This is a genomic window from Streptomyces sp. NPDC028711 (assembly GCF_055565415.1).
Genome location: NZ_JBVHUJ010000008.1, coordinates 35,633 through 53,600, shown reverse-complemented (window position 1 = coordinate 53,600; position 17,968 = coordinate 35,633). Strand labels below are relative to the sequence as shown.

At 71.9% G+C, this 17,968-nt stretch carries 17 protein-coding genes; 12 read left to right on the top strand and 5 right to left on the bottom strand.

Annotation, left to right across the window (positions count from 1 at the left end):
* Positions 1-143 precede the first annotated feature (143 nt).
* A complete protein-coding gene (locus tag ACZ4VK_RS24085; RefSeq protein ID WP_468355473.1) occupies positions 144-1,079 on the bottom strand; it encodes an RNA polymerase sigma factor SigF in 936 nt (311 codons plus the stop codon).
* Between the two features lie 222 nt (positions 1,080-1,301).
* On the opposite strand from ACZ4VK_RS24085, the gene ACZ4VK_RS24080 reads away from it, so the two are divergent.
* The 6 genes from ACZ4VK_RS24080 to ACZ4VK_RS24055 all read left to right on the top strand — a co-directional run bounded on the left by ACZ4VK_RS24080 (position 1,302) and on the right by ACZ4VK_RS24055 (position 6,498).
* Positions 1,302-1,670: an STAS domain-containing protein gene (locus ACZ4VK_RS24080; protein ID WP_468355471.1), complete on the top strand. Its 369-nt coding sequence runs from the start codon at positions 1,302-1,304 to the stop codon at positions 1,668-1,670.
* A 178-nt stretch (positions 1,671-1,848) separates the two neighbouring features.
* On the top strand, positions 1,849-2,268 hold the full coding sequence (locus ACZ4VK_RS24075; protein ID WP_468355468.1) for an ATP-binding protein: 420 nt from the start codon (positions 1,849-1,851) through the stop codon (positions 2,266-2,268).
* 135 nt (positions 2,269-2,403) lie between these two features.
* The gene (locus ACZ4VK_RS24070; protein ID WP_468355465.1) at positions 2,404-3,099 is read left to right on the top strand and encodes a peptidase; all 696 of its coding nucleotides are present in this window, start codon (positions 2,404-2,406) and stop codon (positions 3,097-3,099) included.
* A 116-nt stretch (positions 3,100-3,215) separates the two neighbouring features.
* Entirely contained in the window at positions 3,216-4,061 is an 846-nt protein-coding gene (locus ACZ4VK_RS24065; RefSeq protein ID WP_468355462.1) for a hypothetical protein, read from the top strand.
* Entirely contained in the window at positions 4,058-5,092 is a 1,035-nt protein-coding gene (locus tag ACZ4VK_RS24060) for a hypothetical protein (protein ID WP_468355459.1), read from the top strand. Before ACZ4VK_RS24065 ends, ACZ4VK_RS24060 begins: the two co-directional genes overlap by 4 nt.
* 14 nt (positions 5,093-5,106) lie before the next feature.
* Positions 5,107-6,498 carry a hypothetical protein gene (locus tag ACZ4VK_RS24055; protein ID WP_468355456.1) on the top strand — a complete coding sequence of 464 codons (1,392 nt, stop codon included), beginning with the start codon at positions 5,107-5,109 and terminating at the stop codon, positions 6,496-6,498.
* 60 nt (positions 6,499-6,558) lie between these two features.
* Here ACZ4VK_RS24055 and ACZ4VK_RS24050 read toward each other — a convergent pair whose 3' ends face one another.
* Positions 6,559-8,079, bottom strand: coding sequence for a peptide MFS transporter (locus ACZ4VK_RS24050; RefSeq protein ID WP_468355453.1), 1,521 nt, complete (start codon positions 8,077-8,079; stop codon positions 6,559-6,561).
* Between the two features lie 430 nt (positions 8,080-8,509).
* On the opposite strand from ACZ4VK_RS24050, the gene ACZ4VK_RS24045 reads away from it, so the two are divergent.
* Positions 8,510-9,187, top strand: coding sequence for a response regulator transcription factor (locus ACZ4VK_RS24045; RefSeq protein WP_468355450.1), 678 nt, complete (start codon positions 8,510-8,512; stop codon positions 9,185-9,187).
* Between the two features lie 25 nt (positions 9,188-9,212).
* Entirely contained in the window at positions 9,213-10,484 is a 1,272-nt protein-coding gene (locus tag ACZ4VK_RS24040; RefSeq protein ID WP_468355447.1) for an ATP-binding protein, read from the top strand.
* 66 nt (positions 10,485-10,550) lie between these two features.
* On the opposite strand, the gene ACZ4VK_RS24035 is transcribed toward ACZ4VK_RS24040, so the two are convergent.
* A complete protein-coding gene (locus tag ACZ4VK_RS24035; protein WP_468355444.1) occupies positions 10,551-11,066 on the bottom strand; it encodes a GtrA family protein in 516 nt (171 codons plus the stop codon).
* Between the two features lie 188 nt (positions 11,067-11,254).
* On the opposite strand from ACZ4VK_RS24035, the gene ACZ4VK_RS24030 reads away from it, so the two are divergent.
* The 4 genes from ACZ4VK_RS24030 to ACZ4VK_RS24015 all read left to right on the top strand — a co-directional run bounded on the left by ACZ4VK_RS24030 (position 11,255) and on the right by ACZ4VK_RS24015 (position 15,170).
* The gene (locus ACZ4VK_RS24030; protein ID WP_468355441.1) at positions 11,255-12,394 is read left to right on the top strand and encodes a 5-(carboxyamino)imidazole ribonucleotide synthase; all 1,140 of its coding nucleotides are present in this window, start codon (positions 11,255-11,257) and stop codon (positions 12,392-12,394) included.
* A 35-nt stretch (positions 12,395-12,429) separates the two neighbouring features.
* Positions 12,430-12,927: a 5-(carboxyamino)imidazole ribonucleotide mutase gene (gene purE / locus ACZ4VK_RS24025; protein ID WP_468356336.1), complete on the top strand. Its 498-nt coding sequence runs from the start codon at positions 12,430-12,432 to the stop codon at positions 12,925-12,927.
* Entirely contained in the window at positions 12,924-14,123 is a 1,200-nt protein-coding gene (locus tag ACZ4VK_RS24020; protein ID WP_468355438.1) for a dipeptidase, read from the top strand. Before purE ends, ACZ4VK_RS24020 begins: the two co-directional genes overlap by 4 nt.
* 123 nt (positions 14,124-14,246) lie before the next feature.
* Positions 14,247-15,170 carry a membrane dipeptidase gene (locus ACZ4VK_RS24015; protein WP_468355435.1) on the top strand — a complete coding sequence of 308 codons (924 nt, stop codon included), beginning with the start codon at positions 14,247-14,249 and terminating at the stop codon, positions 15,168-15,170.
* A 77-nt stretch (positions 15,171-15,247) separates the two neighbouring features.
* Here ACZ4VK_RS24015 and ACZ4VK_RS24010 read toward each other — a convergent pair whose 3' ends face one another.
* Positions 15,248-16,573: a UDP-glucose dehydrogenase family protein gene (locus tag ACZ4VK_RS24010; protein WP_468355432.1), complete on the bottom strand. Its 1,326-nt coding sequence runs from the start codon at positions 16,571-16,573 to the stop codon at positions 15,248-15,250.
* A 108-nt stretch (positions 16,574-16,681) separates the two neighbouring features.
* A complete protein-coding gene (locus ACZ4VK_RS24005) occupies positions 16,682-17,947 on the bottom strand; it encodes an LCP family protein (protein WP_468355429.1) in 1,266 nt (421 codons plus the stop codon).
* Between the last annotated feature and the right edge of the window lie 21 nt (positions 17,948-17,968).

Below are 17,968 nucleotides of genomic sequence, written 5' to 3'. Positions count from 1 at the left end.
TCACGCGGAAGGGCCCGTCCCGGGTCCGAAGACCGTGAACGGGCCCTTTCCGAAGCCATCTTGGCGGCTCGGGGGAGGCGACGGAGGTCATTCCCGCACAGTGGGATCGTTCCCCCACGGCGGGTCGTTCCCTCCGGGCGAGGTCACTCCTCCAGGGTGAGTCCGCGGCGGAGCCGGCCGAGGGTGCGGGCGAGCAGCCGGGACACGTGCATCTGTGAGATGCCGAGCTCCGTGCCGATCTCCGACTGGGTCATGCCGGAGACGAAGCGGAGGGAGAGGATCTGCCGCTCGCGGGCGGGCAGCGAGGCGATCATCGGCTTCAGGGAGGCGATGTACTCGATCCCGGTGAGGCCGTGGTCCTCGTAGCCGAGCCGGTCGGCGAGCGTGGCCTCGCCTCCGGCGCCGTCCTCCTCGTCGGGCTGCGCGTCGAGCGAGGTCGCGGTGTAGGCGTTGCTCGCGGCCATGCCCTCGACGACCTCCTCGGGGGAGATCCCGAGCTCCGTCGCGAGTTCGGCGACGGTCGGGGCGCGGTCGAGGCGCTGGGAGAGCGCGTCACCGGCCCTGGCGAGGTCGAGCCGCAGCTCCTGGAGCCTGCGCGGCACGTGCACGGACCAGGAGGTGTCGCGGAAGAAGCGCTTGATCTCGCCGATGATCGTCGGCATGGCGAAGGTGGGGAACTCGACGCCGCGGGTGAGCTCGAAGCGGTCGATCGCCTTGATGAGGCCGATGGTGCCGACCTGGACGATGTCCTCCATCGGCTCGCTGCGGGTGCCGAAACGGGCGGCGGCGAACCGGACGAGGGCGAGGTTGAGTTCGACGAGGGTGTTGCGGACGTACGCGTGGTCGTGGGTGCCCTCTTCGAGCTCGGCGAGCCGGGCGAAGAGCTGCTTCGACAGGGCGCGCGCGTCGACCGGTGCGATCCGGTCGAGGGGCCCGTCGGCGAGCCGGTCCGCGAGCTCGTCGGGGAGCCGGACGGAACGGTCCGCGGAATCGTGGGGGGAACTGTCCGTGGGGCGGTCGAGGGTGACTGCTGCCGACGGCGCGTCGGGGGTACGCGGGGCGTCGAGCCGGGGTGACATGGGTCTCCTTCGTGGTTCTTCTGCTGCGGTTTGCGGCGCCTCCGAAGCCGGTCGTGTCGGGTGTTCTCTACTAGCCCTACCTGGTGGACGCGCAAGGTCGCAAGTGTCGACAATCCGTTTTGTCCGGTTATAGGGGGGACCTCATGTGCATGGAGGGCCGCCCCGCTTGTAGGGTTCGAGGCACGTCAGTCGGCATCCGCGAGAGCGAGAAGAGGCACGGCCATGGACCGCGAGAACATCGGCAGCGCACCGCCCGCGCGGCTGCGGGTCGAGGTGCGGACCGTGGGGGCCAGCGCGATCCTCGCGCCGGTGGGTGAGCTCGATCACCACACCGCCGAACTGCTGCGTTCCCCCCTGGACGACGCGCTCGACGCCGGCCGCTCACGGCTTGTCGTCGACTGCTCGGGCCTCGAGTTCTGCGATTCGACCGGACTCAACGTCCTGCTCGGGGCCAGACTGAGGGCGGACGCCGCCGGCGGCGGGGTCCATCTCGTGGCGATGCGTCCCGCGGTCGCCCGGGTGTTCCAGATCACGGGCGCGGAAGCCGTCTTCACCGTGCACGAGACACTCGCCACAGCCCTGCCCGGCTGAGCCCCGGCTCTCCGGCTGAACCACGGCCCTCCGGTCGAGCCCCGGCTCCTCCGGCTGAGCCTCGGCCTCCCCGGCCGGGCCCCCGCCCGCCGGGTCCCGGCCCGCGTGCCACCGCTCCGCCCGGGGCGCCCCGTACGTCCTGCCCCTCTGTCCCGTCGATCGGTGAGGTGAAGCGCTGATGGACCAAGCTTCCGACGTCCGTACGCTCGCCCTCGGCGAGACCAGCGGCACCGTGCCGCTCGCCCGTGACTTCACACGGACCGCGCTCCAGGAATGGGGCTGGCTGCCGGCCGCCACCGCCGACCGCAGAGCCGCCGCCGAGGACGTCCTCCTCGTCGTCTCCGAACTCGTCACGAACGCCTGCCTGCACGCCGAGGGCCCCGAGCGCCTCCGCGTCCTGCGCCTCGCCAAGGTCCTGCGCCTCGAAGTCACCGACCGGGGCGCCGGCCAGCCCGCGCCCCGCACCCCGCACCGCTCCGGCCGGCCCGGCGGCCACGGGATGTTCATCGTGCAGCGCCTCTGCCTCGACTGGGGCATCGAGCGCACGCCGGGCGCCCCCGGCAAGACGGTCTGGGCCGAACTCGCCTCACCGGTCTAGGGCACCCCCGGAGGCGCCCCCCTGGGACCTTCACAATCCCACCCGTTCCCCTGCCTTCCCTCCGCAAGGCCTCAGGCGTACCTTGACGCCCAATCTGAAAGACCGTCAGTTACCTTGCGGTGAGGGGTGTTCGGGGTGTCCAAGGAGCCGAACCGGAGGAGAACGGCCGCCGCGCTCACGGCCGCGGTCGCGGTGGCGGGTACGGCCGTGCTGGCCGGCGCCCCGGCCGCCCAGGCGGTCGTCGTCGACGTCGCCTACGCCTGCGAGACGAAGATCGGCCCCAAGAGCGCCGTCTCGCCCGTCGACATCAAGGCCGTCAGGAACGGCAGTGCCTACACGATCACCATGTCGTTCGAGAAGGGCGTCTCCGACAGCCCGGTCGAACTCCCCAAGGGCGTCATGACCCCGCGCGCCGAACTCGTCCTCGGCGGCGACGCCGAAGGCACCGTCCAGGTCAAGGGAACGCCGAACACGGTCGCCGTCCCGCCCGACACGCCCATCAGGATCGGCACGCTGACGGGCACGTACACCCCGAAGAAGAACGGGAAGATCACCTTCACGGCCGGCAGGCTCACCGTCCACGCCCTCGGCATGGACGCGGCCGTCTGCACCCCGAAGAACAGCCCCGCGCCGTCGCTCGAACTCCAGGTCAGCGGCGTATCCGGCGGCTCCGACACTCCAGCGCCCGCCGACGATCCGGAGGACACGGGCGCAGAACTGCCCAGGACCGGCCCGCTCGACTCCGCCATGGCCCTCGGCACCCTCGGCGGCACCGTCCTGCTGACCGGCGCCGCCGGAGTCCTCTGGCTCACCCGGCGCACGGCACGCTGATGCGGACGGCGGCGCGCCCCGGCGGGCGCACGGCACGCCCGGGCCCCCGGACGGCGGCACACACCGGCGGGCGTGCGGCACGCCCAGGACGCCGGTCAGCGGCACGCACCGGGCTCGTGGCCGCCGTGGCAGCCCTCCTCGGCGCGGTCGCGGCGGCGCCCGCCGACACCCGGGCCCGGGCGTCGGCTCCCACCACCCCGACCCGGACGTCGACCGCCCCCGCCTGGACGGCGACTCCCGCCGCCGGGCGGCCGTACGTCTATCTGGAGGGCCCCGCCGGGAGCGTCCTCCAGGACACCCTGTCGGTGACCAACCCGGGCGCCCGGCCACTCACCGTACGGCTCAGCGGCCAGGGCGCGCCCGTGGCCTTCGCCGCCCGGAACGTGACCGTGCCCGCGAGGACCAGGGCGGACGTGCCGTTCGCCGTGACCGTCACCGCGGACATCCCGCCAGGCGAACACCGGGGCGCCGTACGGGCGTCGGTGGCGGACCGGGAGATACGCGTCGACCTGCGGCTACGGGTCAGCGGCCCCCGGCTCGCCGCCCTCACCGTCGAGGACGTCCACGTCGACACCGCGACCGGCACCCTCCGCTACACCCTGGTCAACCGCGGCAGCACCGTCCTCGCCCCGCACCTCGCGGTCCACGCCGAAGGCGTCCTCGGCACCGTCCTCGACCGGCCCGGCCGCCCCCTGCCGCTCACGCTCCGCCCCGGCGAGCGGACCACCCGCACCGAACCCTGGCCCGACCCGCCCGCGCTCGACTCCGTCACCGTCCGCCTGACCGCCACCGCCCAGGGCGCCACCCCGGCCACCGCCCGCGCCGAGGCCTCCTTCGCCCCGGGCCCGGCGCTCACCGGCGCGGCCGGCCTGCTCCTCGCGGCCGCGGCCGCCGGCGGACACGCGTTACGGCGGCGCGGAAGGTCCCGTACCCCACGAGCATCGGCGGGAGCGACCCCATGAGAGGGACACGTACGGCCACGGCGCTCCTGGCGGCCCTCGCCCTCGCCCTGCTGCCCGCCGCCCCGGCGCACGCGGCGCCCGGCCCCGCCGTCGAACTCTCCCGGGCGGAGGGCGGCAAGGGCGGCGAGATCACCGTCAGCGGCAGCGGCTGGAAACCGGGCGCGCTGCTCATGCTCCTGATCTGCGGCCAGGCCGCCCCCGGCACCGGCGTCATCGGCGGCACCAACTCCTGCGCCAACACCGAGGGCAGGGCCGCCACCGTCGACGCCCGGGGCGCCTTCAGTGCGAGACTCCCCGTCGCCGAGCCGCCCAAGCCCTGCCCCTGCGTCGTGCACGTGGCCGGGGTCACAGGACAGCAGGACGCCGTGGACCGGGAGTTCACCGTCGCCGGGCACCCCACGGCCCCGCTCCCCGAGCCCTCGGGCGACGGGCGGCTCGCCGTCCTCGCCGCCGTACGCCTCGACGGCTCCAGCGGCCTCCTCACCTGGTTCGGGGCGCCCCCGCGCCGAGAGATCGTCCTCACCGTCGGCAATCTGGGCTCCGCCGCCGTCAAGGACCCGGTCTTCCAGGTCGGCACCGGCCACGGCGTCTTCGCGCCGCAGTACGAGGAACGCCAGTGGCGCGGCACCTTGGCACCCGGCGGGAAGGCCGTCGTCCGGCTCCCCGTGGAGCTCGCGGCGGGCGCGCACGGCGACTACCAGGTCTCCGTGCGGTACGCGGGCAAGGTCCTCGCCGAGCAGCCGTGGGGGGTCGGCAGGCCCTGGGGTGTGACGCTCTTCTGGCTGCTGCTTGCCCTCGTCGTACCGGCGGCCCTGTTCCGGATCGGGATGGCCGTGGTGGACCGCGTCCGTCCGGCCGCGAGCCCTGCCGGGGCAGGGCCCCCGCGCCGCCGGCGGCCCCGTACACGTACCCCCGTCCCCGCCCGGCGGGCCCCGGGGGACGACGAACCGACCGCGGCCCTGCCGTGGTTCAGTCCTGACTCCGCACCGTCAGCACCGGAGAGCAGCCCGACGACGAAGGGACATGCGTGAGTACGCAACGGAGGATGAGCGCGGCCGGAGTCGCGCTGATGCTCGGCGGCGCGGGGATCCTGATTTCCGCCGGACCCGCACAGGCCGCCGAGGTCTCGTACAGGACGGAGTGCATCCCGCCGTCCATCTCCGGGCTTCCGCCCGTGCAGGGCACGACGAAGGTGCTGATCACGGCGCCGGCGGAGGCCAAGGTCGGCGACGAGGTCGAGATCGTCTGGAAGACGGTCCAGGCCGCCTCGAAGAACCCCGACGTGCTCGACCTCGGCGAGGACACGGTCAAACCGACCGGCGTCGTCACCGTGGGCGGCGCGGCGAGCGGCACGGTGGCGATGGAGGGACCGCGGAAGAACCCGCCGATCCCCAAGAACAGCCCCATGGTGCTGCCCGAGATGAAGGGAAAGCTGAAGCTGGAGAAGGCGGGCGAGATCACGCTGACGCCGGACAAGTACACGATCAACGTGTCGAAGCCGCTGTCGACGGACACGAAGTGCGCGCCGAAGGAGCCGGTCCCGGTCGCCGCGACGATCAAGGTGACGGCGGGCGGAGGGGAGACGACGACCGGCGGGAGCACGAACGGCACGACGACGGCGGGTGGCACGACGACGTCCTCGGGCGGTACGACCACCACCTCGGGCGGCGCCGCGTCCGGCGGTACGACGACCACCTCGGGCGGTACGACCACCTCCGGCGGAGGCTCCGGAAGCTCCGGCGGGGGCGGCGGCCAGACCGACTTCCCCGGCAAGCAGGTCTCCGTGCAGTTCTCCTGCCAGCCCCCCGGGCCCGCCTCGATCGCCTCCAAGGTGACGATCGACGCCAGGAAGAACGGCAACGCCTACGACCTCACGGTCAAGACCGCCAAGGGCGTCATGAACAGCCCGGCGGCCCTCCCGGCCGGCGCCCTGAAACCGTCCATGGCCGTGAAGGTCGGCGGTGCCGACAGCGGGACGGTGAAGGTCACGGGACCCGCCAACGCGGCCCCGCTGGAGGCGGGCAAGCCGGTCGACCTGTCCGACATGAAGGGCACGTACACACCGGGGGCGACGGGCCGTTCCACGCTCAGTCCGGGCGCGCTCACCATCAGCGTCTCGCTCGGCGGCAGCCCGATCGTGATCCCCTGCGCGGTCAAGGGCTCGGTCCAGGCCTCCCTGGAGCTGGACACGAGCAAGCAGGCGGGCGGCGCCTCGGGCGGCTCCGACGGCGGCACGAGCACCACCGGCTCGGGCTCCGGCTCGGGCTCGGGCTCCGGATCGGCCTCCGGCGGCTCCGGCTCCGACGGCGGGAACCTCGCCGAGACCGGCGCCGAGAGCGACGGCGCCCTGCGCGCCCTCGCCCTGGTCGCGGGCACGGTGATCCTGCTCGGCGGCGCGGTGTTCACCTTCACTCCCTGGGCGCGGCTCAGGAGGTGAGGGAACGACGGAGGCCGCCGCACCGAACCCGGTGCGGCGGCCTCCGTGGGCGCGGGCGCGTCAGTGGACGCTGCCCATCAGGCCCTGGACCTTCTTGCGGTACATGTAGATCGCGAATCCGGCCGCGACGGCGAGCGCCGCCTGGATGCCGATGATCCCCGTGCCGTTGAGGTCGACACCCGCGATGGAGAGCAGACCCGTGGTGCAGTCACCGGCGGTGACGGCGAGGAACCAGACACCCATCATCTGGGAGGCGTACTTCTGCGGCGCCATCTTCGTGGTGACGGAGAGGCCGACGGGGGAGAGGCACAGCTCACCGATGGTCTGGATCATGTAGATCGAGACGAGCCACATCGGGGAGACCTTGGTGCCGTCGCCCGCCATGTTCATCGGGACGATGAAGACGAAGAAGGACGCGCCGACCAGGACGAGACCCATCGCGAACTTCACGATGGTGTTCGGCTCCTGGTTCTTGCGGGCCAGCCACAGCCACAGCCAGGCGAAGACCGGGGCGAGCGCCATGACGTACAGCGGGTTCAGGGACTGGTACCAGGTGGCGGGGAAGCCCAGGCCGAAGATGGTGTCGGCGGTCTTGTCGTCGGCGAACAGGGACAGCGTCGAGCCGCCCTGGTCGTAGATCATCCAGAAGATGGCGGCGGCGACGAAGAACCAGATGTAGCCGGTCACACGGGACTTCTCGCCGGAGCTCAGGTCCTTGTCGCGCTTGATGCGGGCCAGGACGGCGACCGGGATGATCAGGCCGGCGAGCGTGATCGGGACCATCGCCCAGTTGAGGGTGTACATGCCCAGGGCGACGACGACACCGTAGAACGCGGCGATCACGACGGTGATGACGGCGGCCTTGGTGATGACGGCCTTGCGCTCCTCGGCGGACAGCGGGTTCGGGACCTCGTTGCTCTTCGGGTTCAGCGTCTTGCCGAAGGCCAGGAAGACGGCGAGGCCGAGGCCCATGCCGACGGCGGCGAGGGCGAAGCCCAGGTGCCAGTTGACCTTCTCGCCGACGGTGCCGATCACCAGGGGAGCGAGGAACGCGCCCAGGTTGATGCCGATGTAGAAGATCGTGAAGCCACCGTCACGGCGCGGGTCGTCCGCGTTCTTGTAGAGGTGGCCGACCATCGTCGAGATGTTGGCCTTCAGCAGACCGGAGCCGACCGCGACGAGCGCGAGACCGACGAAGAACATCGCCTGGCCCGGGAGGGCCAGCGAGACGTGGCCGAGCATGATCACGGAGGCCGCGATCGTGACGGTCTTGCGGGCGCCCCAGACGCGGTCGCCGAACCAGCCGCCGGGCATGGCCATGAGGTAGACCATCGAGACGTAGACGGAGTAGATCGCCGTCGCCGTCGCCGCGGTCATCGCGAGGCCGCCGCCCTGGCTGCCCGTGGCGGCGTCCACGCCGCCGGAGACCAGGTACAGAACGAGAAGGGCCCTCATGCCGTAGTAGGAGAAACGCTCCCACATCTCGGTCATGAAGAGAGTGGCCAGGCCGCGGGGGTGGCCGAGGAAGGTCTTCTCGTAGCCGAGGGTGTCGGCCGAGTCCTTCGTCAGGCTGGACGCCATGTCGATCCTTGCTCTGTCGGGACGCGCGCCTTGTGAGCGTGGTGCGCCCGGTGGGGGAGGCCGGCACCGGCGGGAGCCCGTGGGGGCTCCGCCGGGATCCACGCCCCGGGAGACGCGTCCATCGCGCCCCGGGACCCGGCCCACAGGTCATTCGCCGTCTTCGAGGATCGGCGGAGCCGACCTCACGCAGAAAGAGGACCTCGGCGCACGAAGCTGGCCAAAGGTCCCCGATTACCGCTACAGACGTCTCGCCACCATACGACACGACAGTGCCGGATATGGAAGGACTTGAGAGATGGATCACAGGCGGAAGTGCAACCAGGGAAGGGTATTCGAAGGTCATGTGAAGGATGGTCACCCGATACCCAGGGGCCATCCGTTCCTGGGGATCATGACCCGCCCCGGTACCCCCGCGGACTACCATCACCCCATGACCCGTGTACTGCTCGCCGAGGACGACGCCTCCATCTCGGAACCGCTGGCCCGCGCCCTGCGGAGAGAGGGGTACGAGGTCGAGGTCCGCGAGGACGGTCCCACCGCCCTCGACGCCGGACTCCAGGGCGGAGTGGACCTGGTCGTGCTCGACCTCGGCCTGCCCGGCATGGACGGCCTCGAGGTCGCACGGCGGCTGCGCGCCGAGGGGCACGCGGTCCCGATCCTGGTGCTCACCGCACGGGCCGACGAGGTCGACACCGTCGTCGGACTCGACGCGGGCGCCGACGACTACGTCACCAAGCCCTTCCGGCTCGCCGAACTCCTCGCCCGCGTCCGGGCCCTGCTCCGGCGCGGCTCCACCGAGCCCGCCGTCGCCCCCGCGACCCACGGCGTGCGGATCGACGTCGAGTCGCACCGCGCCTGGATGGGCGAGGAGGAGCTCCAGCTCACCGCGAAGGAGTTCGACCTGCTCCGGGTCCTGGTCAGGGACGCCGGCCGGGTCGTCACCCGTGACCAGCTGATGCGCGAGGTCTGGGACACCACCTGGTGGTCCTCCACCAAGACCCTCGACATGCACATCTCCTGGCTGCGCAAGAAGCTCGGCGACGACGCGGCGAACCCGCGCTACATCGCCACCGTGCGCGGAGTCGGTTTCCGCTTCGAGAAGAGCTGAGCCACCCCGTCTCCCGGAGAGCACCATGCGCCGCCGACTGATCAACTCCACGCTCGCCGTGGTGCTCGTCGTCATCTCGGTGTTCGGGGTCTCCCTCGTCATCGTCGAGACCCGCACGATCACCAGCACCGCCCAGGAGCGGGTGGACACCGAGGCGGTGCGGCTCGCCTCCATCGTCGACAGCCGGCTCATCGGCGGCGAGCCGGTCAATCCGGACATCCTCGCCGAGCAGAGCGGCGCCAAGCGGTACGCCCAGATCCTCATCCCCGGCCGCGACACCATCGAGATCGGCACCCGCCCCGAAGGGGACGTCATCCGCGGCTTCGCCGAGGGCGAGCGCGGCGAGACCGTCACCGTCGAGGAGTCCCGCTCCACCGTCACCGACGAGGTCGGCCGCACGCTCCTGATCATCGGCGCGGTGGCCCTGCTCGCCGTCATCGCCGCCGTCCTCCTCGCCGTACGCCAGGCGAACAAGCTGACCTCCCCGCTCACCGACCTCGCGGAGACCGCCGAGCGCCTCGGCTCCGGCGATCCGCGGCCCCGGCACAAGCGGTACGGGGTGCCCGAGCTCGACCGGGTCGCGGACGTCCTCGACGCCTCCGCCGAGCGCATCGCCCGGATGCTCACCGCCGAGCGCAGGCTCGCCGCCGACGCCTCGCACCAGCTGCGCACGCCCCTCACCGCGCTCTCCATGCGCCTGGAGGAGGTGGCCCTCGCCGACGACCTGCACACGGTCAAGGAGGAGGCGCACATCGCGCTCACCCAGGTCGAGCGGCTCACCGACGTCGTGCAGCGGCTCCTGACCAACTCCAGGGACCCGCGCTCCGGCTCCGCCATCGCCTTCGACCTGGACGAGGTCGTCAAGCAGCAGATCGAGGAGTGGCGGCCGGCCTACCGCAGCGCGGGGCGGGCCATCGTCCACTCGGGCAAGCAGGGGATGCGGGCCGTCGGCACGCCGGGCGCGGTCGCCCAGGTCCTCGCGGCCCTGATCGAGAACTCGCTCATGCACGGCGGCGGCACGGTCGCCCTCAGGACCCGGGTCATCGGCAACCAGTCGGTGATCGAGGTCACCGACGAGGGACCGGGCGTCCCGGCCGATCTCGGCGCGCGGATCTTCGAGCGGGCCGTCAGCGGCCGCAGCTCCACGGGCATCGGCCTCGCGGTCGCCCGCGACCTGGCGGAGGCGGACGGCGGCAGGCTCGAACTCCTTCAGCAGCAGCCGCCGGTCTTCGCGCTCTTCCTCAGCCGTGAGGTCCGCAGCGTCTCGGACGAGCCACGGGACCGCCCCGTACGGTGAGAAAGCCGCCCGTACGGTGAGAACCCGCCCGTACGGTGAAAAGCGCGCCCGGTCCGACAGGCCTGGTCAGACGCGGTCGGGCTGGCGGCGGGTCGCCTGCCGCGGGGGCTGTTCCAGGAAGGACTCGGCGGCCTGCACCGCCTCCTTCGCGGGCAGCGCGCGGAACACCCAGGTGCGGTACGACCAGAAGCGGAACAGCGTCGCGATGCCGATCCCGAAGAACTTGAAGAAGTTGCTGGCCAGCGGGCCGTCCCAGCCGAAGCCGTACGTCGCCGCGTAGAGCACGCCGTTCTCGATGACCATGCCGACGACGCTGAACAGCAGGAACAGCGTCATCTCCTTCGTCCGCCCCGACTTGTCCCGGTCGCGGTACGTGAAGTAGCGGAACCCCACGTAGTTGAAGACGATGGCGACGACGGTGGCGATCAGGCTCGCCCGCACCATCGGAATGTCGGTCGTGCCGCGGACCAGATTGAAGACGCCGAGGTTGACCAGGACGCCGAGACCGCCGACCACCCCGAACTTGGCGACCTCGCGGACGAGCCGGTCGAGTCGCGTGCGCAGCGCGCCGGGTTCACTCATGGTGATGGCTCTGTCCCGTCCGTCCGGATGACGTCCGGGTGACGTCAACCCATCCATGCTAACCAGCGCGCCTGTCACCCGCCCGTGTACCTCGTAAACCCCCGGGGAACCGGGGCTTCACCTGCGGTGTTCTTGTGTCAAACCACAGCCGGACGAGTGTTCCCTGATGGTGCGGATACCCTAAGAGGGTGACGTTCCCCGTAGTAGGCATGGTCGGCGGCGGGCAGCTCGCCCGTATGACGCACGAGGCGGGCATCCCCCTCGGCATCAAGTTCAAGCTCCTCAGCGACACCCCCCAGGAATCCGCGGCCCAGGTGGCCGGCGACGTCGTCATCGGCGACTACCGCGACCTGGACACGCTGCGTGACTTCGCGCGCGGATGTGACGTGATCACCTTCGACCACGAGCACGTCCCCACGGAGCACCTGCGGGCCCTCGAAGCGGACGGCATCCCCGTCCGGCCGGGCCCGGACGCTCTTGTGCACGCCCAGGACAAGGGGGTGATGCGCGCGAAGCTCGACGAGATCGGCGCGCCCAGCCCCCGGCACCGCATCGTGGCGGACCCCGAGGACGCGGCGGCCTTCGCCGCCGAGGTCGGGGGCTTCCCGATCATCCTGAAGACCGTGCGCGGCGGCTACGACGGCAAGGGCGTCTGGTTCGTCCGTACGCCGGAGGACGCCCGCGACCCGTTCCTCGCGGGGGTCCCGGTGCTCGCCGAGGAGAAGGTCGACTTCACGCGCGAGCTCGCCGCGAACATCGTCCGCTCCCCGCACGGCCAGGCCGTCGCCTACCCGGTCGTCGAGTCCCGTCAGGTCGACGGCGTCTGCGACACGGTGATCGCGCCCGCGCCGGACCTCGACGACGCGCTCGCCGGCCAGGCGCAGGAGCTGGCCCTCCGGATCGCCAAGGAGCTCGGCGTCGTCGGCCACCTCGCCGTCGAGCTGTTCCAGACCAGGGACGGCCGCATCCTCGTCAACGAGCTGGCGATGCGCCCGCACAACTCCGGCCACTGGACCCAGGACGGGGCGATCACCTCGCAGTTCGCCAACCACGTCCGCGCGGTCCTCGACCTGCCCCTCGGCGATCCGCGCCCGCGCGCGCCGTGGACCGTGATGTGCAATGTCCTGGGCGGCGACTACCCGGACATGTACGCGGCGTACCTCCACTGCATGGCCAGGGACCCGCAGCTCAAGATCCACATGTATGGCAAGGACGTGAAGCCCGGCCGCAAGGTGGGGCACGTCAACACCTACGGCGACGACCTGGACGACGTGCTGGAGCGCGCGCGTCACGCCGCCGGCTATCTGCGAGGAACGATCACCGAGTGAGCAGCATCAGCACCTCCCCCGCCGTCGGCATCGCCATGGGATCCGACTCCGACTGGTCGGTCATGGAGGCCGCCGCCCAGGCGCTCGACGAGTTCGAGATCCCCTACGAGGTCAACGTCCTCTCGGCGCACCGGATGCCGCGCGAGATGATCGCGTACGGCGAGGAGGCCGCGGGCCGCGGTCTGAAGTCGATCATCGCGGGCGCGGGCGGCGCCGCCCACCTGCCCGGCATGCTCGCCTCCGTCACCCCGCTCCCCGTGATCGGCGTGCCGGTGCCGCTGAAGTACCTCGACGGCATGGACTCGCTGCTCTCCATCGTGCAGATGCCGGCCGGTGTGCCCGTCGCCACGGTCTCCGTCGCCGGCGCGCGGAACGCGGGCCTGCTCGCGGCCCGGATGCTCGCCGCGCACGACCCGGAGCTCCTCGCCCGGATGAACGAGTTCCTGCAGGAGCTCAACGACCAGGCGGCCGAGAAGGGCAAGCGGCTGCGCGCCAAGGTCGACGGGTCCGACGCGTTCGGCTTCGGCAAGTGAGCACCGCGGCGGACCGTCTGGCGGAGGCCCGCGAACTGCTCGCGGGCCATCCCGTCGTCGACGGCCACAACGACCTGCCGTGGGCGCTCCGCGAGCACGTGCGCTACGACCTGGACCGCATGGACATCGGCGCGGACCAGTCGGGCGCGCTCCACACCGACCTCGCCCGGCTGCGGGCCGGCGGCGTCGGCGCCCAGTTCTGGTCGGTGTACGTGCCCTGCCGGCTGGCCGGGGACGACGCGGTCAGCGCGACCCTGGAGCAGATCGACATCGTCGACCAGCTCCTGGAGCGGTACGCGGGAGAGCTGGCCCCCGCCCTGACGGCGGACGACATGGAGGCGGCCCGCGAGGAGGGCCGTATCGCCTCCCTGAAGGGCGCCGAGGGCGGCCACTCGATCAACAACTCGCTCGCCACCCTGCGCGCGCTTCACACCCTCGGCGTGCGGTACATGACGCTCACGCACAACGACAACAACGACTGGGCGGACTCGGCGACCGACGAGCCCGGCGTCGGCGGGCTCTCCGCCTTCGGCCGGCAGGTCGTCCGCGAGATGAACCGCTCGGGCATGCTCGTCGACCTCTCGCACGTCGCCGCCACCACCATGCGGGACGCCCTCGACGCCACGGCGGCGCCGGTGATCTTCTCGCACTCCTCGGCCCTGGCGGTCTGCGACCACCCGAGGAACATCCCGGACGACGTCCTGGAGCGGCTGCCCGCCAACGGCGGCGTCGCGATGGCCACCTTCGTGCCCAAGTTCATCCTCCCCGCGGCCGTCGAGTGGACCGCGCGGGCCGACGAGAACCTGCGGGCGCACGGCTTCGACCACCTCGACACCACCGCCGAGGCGATGAAGCTGCACCGCGCCTTCGAGGAGACGAACCCGCGCCCGATCGCCACCGCCGCCACGGTCGCCGACCACCTCGACCACATGCGCGAGGCCGCCGGCATCGACCACATCGGCATCGGCGGCGACTACGACGGGACGGCCTTCACCCCGGCCGGTCTCGACGACGTCGCCGGCTACCCGAACCTGATCGCGGAGCTGCTCCACCGCGGCTGGTCGCACCCGGACCTGGCCAAGCTGACCTGGTCCAACGCGGTCCGCGTCCTCCGCGACGCGGAGGCCGTCTCCCGCGATCTGCGGAGCCGTACGGCACCGTCGAACGCGACCATCGACGTGCTCGACGCACCGTAGGGGCCCGCTCACCCGAACGGTCCACTCCGCCGCGCCCCCACCGGGGGCCGGTGGCACGGTGGACGGTACTGCCCCGCCGAACTCGGCGGGGCGGTACTGCATCGCCGAGTTCGGAGTAAGACCATGGCGGACCTGATAGACGACCCTCCCACCCTCTCCACCGTCCCAGCCGCCGCCGGCGAGCTCGACGCACCGGAGCCACCCCCGCCGCTCGACGAGACGGCCCGCGCCCGCGCCCTCCTGGCGGCCCAGCCGGTCGCCGAGGGACACACCGAGCTCCCCGGGTCGCTCGACCCCGAGGACCTGCCGCCCGTCCGTGCCCGCGAGGCCGGAGCCCAGTTCTGGTCGCTGCTCGTCGACCCTGACGAGGGCGTCATCGGGACCCTGCGGCGCATCGACTCCGTCCGCGCGCTCGTCGCCGGCTGCCCGGAGGACCTGCGCCTCGCGCAGACCACGGCCGAGATGACCCACGCCCGCAACTGCGGCCGCGTCGCCGCCCTCCTCGGCCCCGTCGGCTGGACGGCGCTCGGCGGCTCGGCGGCCACCCTGCGGGCGTACCACGCCCTGGGCGTACGGGCCGTCAACCTCACCCGCTTCGACCGCTTCGCCCGCGAGGCGGTACGGGAGATGAACCGCATCGGCCTGGCCGTGGACCTCTCCGGCGCCGACCAGGACACCGTCCGCCGCACCCTCGCCGTCACCCGGGCCCCGGCCCTGCTGACCCGGGCGGCCCCCGAGAGCCTCCCCGACGACGTCCTGGGCCTCCTCGGCGACAACGGCGCCGTCTGCATGGTCACGGTGACCGACGATCCCGCCCCGGCCGCCGACGTCCTGGACCGGCTGCGCACGGAGGCCGGACCGCACTGTGTGGGCGTCTCGCACACGACGGCCCCGGCCCTCGGCTACGTCCCGCTCTTCGCCGAACTGCTGCGCCGCGGCTGGCCGGCCCAGGACCTGGTCGGACTCGCCCACGCCAACGTCACCCGGGCGCTGCGGGAGACGGAGTTCCTGTCCCGCGCGAACCGCATCCGACGGGCGGCGGCCTGACCGTGGGAAAGCCCGCGGCGTGACCGTACGCGGAGAAGAGGGGGCGCCGAAGCGCCCCCTCTTCCCGTGTCCGTGTCTCAGGCGCGCGGGCGGCCCATCGCCCGGTACGTCCAGCCGGCCGCCCGCCACCGCTCCGCGTCCAGCGCGTTGCGGCCGTCGAGGAGCACGGGCGACGCGACCTCGTCCACCAGGTCCGCCGGGTCGAGCTCGCGGAACTCGCGCCACTCGGTGAGGTGGAGCACCACGTCGGCCCCGCGCACCGCCTCGCGCGCCGAGTCCGCGTACCCGAGGGTCGGGAAGACGCGCCGGGCGTTGTCCATGCCCTTGGGGTCGTAGACGGTGACCTGACCGCCCTGGAGGTGTATCTGACCGGCCACGTTCAGCGCGGGGGAGTCGCGGACGTCGTCCGAGTCCGGCTTGAAGGTGGCGCCGAGGACGGCGACCCGGCGGCCGAGGAAGGAGTTCCCGCCGAGGGTCTCCCGGGCCATCTCCACCATCTGGCCGCGCCGCCGCATGTTGATCGAGTCGATCTCGCGCAGGAAGGTCAGGGCCTGGTCGGCGCCCAGCTCACCGGCGCGGGCCATGAACGCCCGGATGTCCTTCGGGAGGCAGCCGCCGCCGAAGCCGATGCCGGCCCGCAGGAACTTGGGGCCGATCCGGTCGTCGTGGCCGAGCGCCTCGGCGAGCTTGGCGACGTCGCCGCCGGCGGCCTCGCACAGTTCGGCCATCGCGTTGATGAAGGAGATCTTGGTGGCGAGGAAGGAGTTCGCCGAGGTCTTCACGAGTTCGGCGGTCGGGAAGTCGGTCACCACGAACGGCGAGCCGTCGCCGACCGGCCCTGCGTACACCTCGCGGAGCGTCTTCTCGGCGCGCTCGCTGTGGACGCCGACCACGATCCGGTCCGGGTGCAGGGTGTCCCGCACGGCGAAGCCCTCCCGCAGGAACTCGGGGTTCCAGGCGAGCTCGACGCCCTCGGGCAGCAGGCCCGCGAGCCGCTCGGCCGAGCCGACGGGCACGGTCGACTTGCCGACGACCAGGGCCCCTTCGCGTACGACCCCGGCGAGCGAGGTGAAGGCGGCGTCCACGTAACTCATGTCGCAGGCGTACTCACCGTGCTTCTGCGGGGTGTTCACACAGACGAAGTGCACGTCGCCGAAGGCGCCGACCTCCTCCCAGGAGGTGGTGAACCGCAGCCGCCCGCTCGACCCCTCGATGCCGGCCACGTGCTTCGCGAGGAGTTCCTCAAGGCCCGGCTCGTACATCGGGACCCGGCCGGACGACAGGAGCTCGATCTTCTCGGGGACGACGTCCAGGCCGAGGACCTCGAAGCCCAGTTCCGCCATGGCCGCGGCGTGGGTGGCGCCGAGGTAGCCGGTGCCGATCACGGTGATCTTGAGGGCCATGCGGGTCTCCAGGGAAGGTCGGGCGGAATGCCTGCCCGAGCATAGTCGTGCCCTGGCCGGAGGGGGTGCAGGCGGCCGTGCGCTGCGCCCCCTCCGGTCCGGGGGGGGCTACGGGTTCGGCTCGACCGTGACCTTCTCGTCGTTCTGGATCTGCTGCACCAGCTGCTTGACCTTCGGCATGTCCCACTTGAGCGAGTTCTGCGGCGCCTTGCCGGAGATCGGGATGTTCATGGACTTGCCGTCGCCGCCGCTGATGCCCTTCATGGCGAAGAACATCTTCCCGAGGTCGTACAGCGACATGTCCTTGTCCACGATCAGCGTGTCCAGACCGGCGCCCAGCGTCGGGTACAGCGCGAACGGGTTGAGGATCGTGCCCGGCGTCGCCGCCTCGTTGGCGAGCGCGGACAGGAACTTCTGCTGGTTCTTCGTCCGCTGGAGGTCCGACTGGGCGAAGGCGTACCGGGTACGGACGAAGGCCAGGGCCTGCTCGCCGTCGAGGGTCTGCGTGCCCGCCTGGAAGTCGGCGCCGGACTTCTTGTCCTTGAAGCCCTTCTCGATGTTCAGCTCGACACCGCCGAGCGCGTCCACGATGTTCGCGAAGCCGGCGAAGCCGATCTCCGCGTAGTGGTCGATGCGGAGGCCGGTGTTGAACTCGACGGTCCGCACGAGCAGCTCGGGGCCGTCCATGGCGTACGCCGCGTTCAGCTTGGAGCCGCCACGGGCCGGGTACGACTTGCCCGACTCGGAGCCGACGAAGCTCGGGATCGTCACCCAGGAGTCACGGGGCAGCGAGACCATCGTGTTCCCGCTGGAGCAGGCCGCGAGGATCATCATCGAGTCGGTCCGCTTGCCCGCGGCGGAGCCGGTGTGGAGCTTCTTCTTCTCCTCGGCGGTCATGCCCTCGCGGCTGTCGGAGCCGACGATCAGGTACGTCGTGCAGTCGCCCTCGGCGGGCCGCTCGATGACCTTGGCGAGGTCGACCTCGTTGCGCATCTGGGAGCTGGCCCAGGCGTAGGTGCCGATGCCCCAGGCGAGGACGCCGACGACGAGGACGATCGAGCCGACCTTGATCCGCTTGCGCCAGTCCGGGGCGGGCCGCCCGGGACCGCCGGCGCCGGGACCCGGCGCGTACTGCGGCGGAACGGTGCCGCGACCGCCGCCCTGCGGGCCGCCGCCGTAGACCTGGCCCGTGCTGTAGCCGGAGTCGTACCCCGTGCCCTGGGCCTGCGTGAAGTTCGGGTTGGAGCCCTGGTCGTAACGAGGCGGCTGCTGCGGTACCTGCGGGCGCTGCACATGGCTCATGCGGCGAGGACCCTCCGGGTGGGGGTTCGAGCTGCCGCGGCCGTATCCGCCGTCATCGGGCCAGTCATTCATGCGGTCCAGTGTGCCGGTCAG

What these genes read in the sequence shown, in the direction of transcription:
- ACZ4VK_RS24040 (WP_468355447.1), top strand. Translation starts at nt 9,213, where the DNA reads ATGCGCCGCCGACTGATCAACTCCACGCTCGCCGTGGTGCTCGTCGTC.
- ACZ4VK_RS24050 (WP_468355453.1), bottom strand. Translation starts at nt 8,079, where the DNA reads ATGGCGTCCAGCCTGACGAAGGACTCGGCCGACACCCTCGGCTACGAG.
- ACZ4VK_RS24080 (WP_468355471.1), top strand. Translation starts at nt 1,302, where the DNA reads ATGGACCGCGAGAACATCGGCAGCGCACCGCCCGCGCGGCTGCGGGTC.
- ACZ4VK_RS24010 (WP_468355432.1), bottom strand. Translation starts at nt 16,573, where the DNA reads ATGGCCCTCAAGATCACCGTGATCGGCACCGGCTACCTCGGCGCCACC.
- ACZ4VK_RS24075 (WP_468355468.1), top strand. Translation starts at nt 1,849, where the DNA reads ATGGACCAAGCTTCCGACGTCCGTACGCTCGCCCTCGGCGAGACCAGC.
- ACZ4VK_RS24055 (WP_468355456.1), top strand. Translation starts at nt 5,107, where the DNA reads ATGAGCGCGGCCGGAGTCGCGCTGATGCTCGGCGGCGCGGGGATCCTG.
- ACZ4VK_RS24045 (WP_468355450.1), top strand. Translation starts at nt 8,510, where the DNA reads ATGACCCGTGTACTGCTCGCCGAGGACGACGCCTCCATCTCGGAACCG.
- ACZ4VK_RS24035 (WP_468355444.1), bottom strand. Translation starts at nt 11,066, where the DNA reads ATGAGTGAACCCGGCGCGCTGCGCACGCGACTCGACCGGCTCGTCCGC.
- ACZ4VK_RS24005 (WP_468355429.1), bottom strand. Translation starts at nt 17,947, where the DNA reads ATGAATGACTGGCCCGATGACGGCGGATACGGCCGCGGCAGCTCGAAC.
- purE (WP_468356336.1), top strand. Translation starts at nt 12,430, where the DNA reads ATGGGATCCGACTCCGACTGGTCGGTCATGGAGGCCGCCGCCCAGGCG.
- ACZ4VK_RS24085 (WP_468355473.1), bottom strand. Translation starts at nt 1,079, where the DNA reads ATGTCACCCCGGCTCGACGCCCCGCGTACCCCCGACGCGCCGTCGGCA.
- ACZ4VK_RS24015 (WP_468355435.1), top strand. Translation starts at nt 14,247, where the DNA reads ATGGCGGACCTGATAGACGACCCTCCCACCCTCTCCACCGTCCCAGCC.
- ACZ4VK_RS24060 (WP_468355459.1), top strand. Translation starts at nt 4,058, where the DNA reads ATGAGAGGGACACGTACGGCCACGGCGCTCCTGGCGGCCCTCGCCCTC.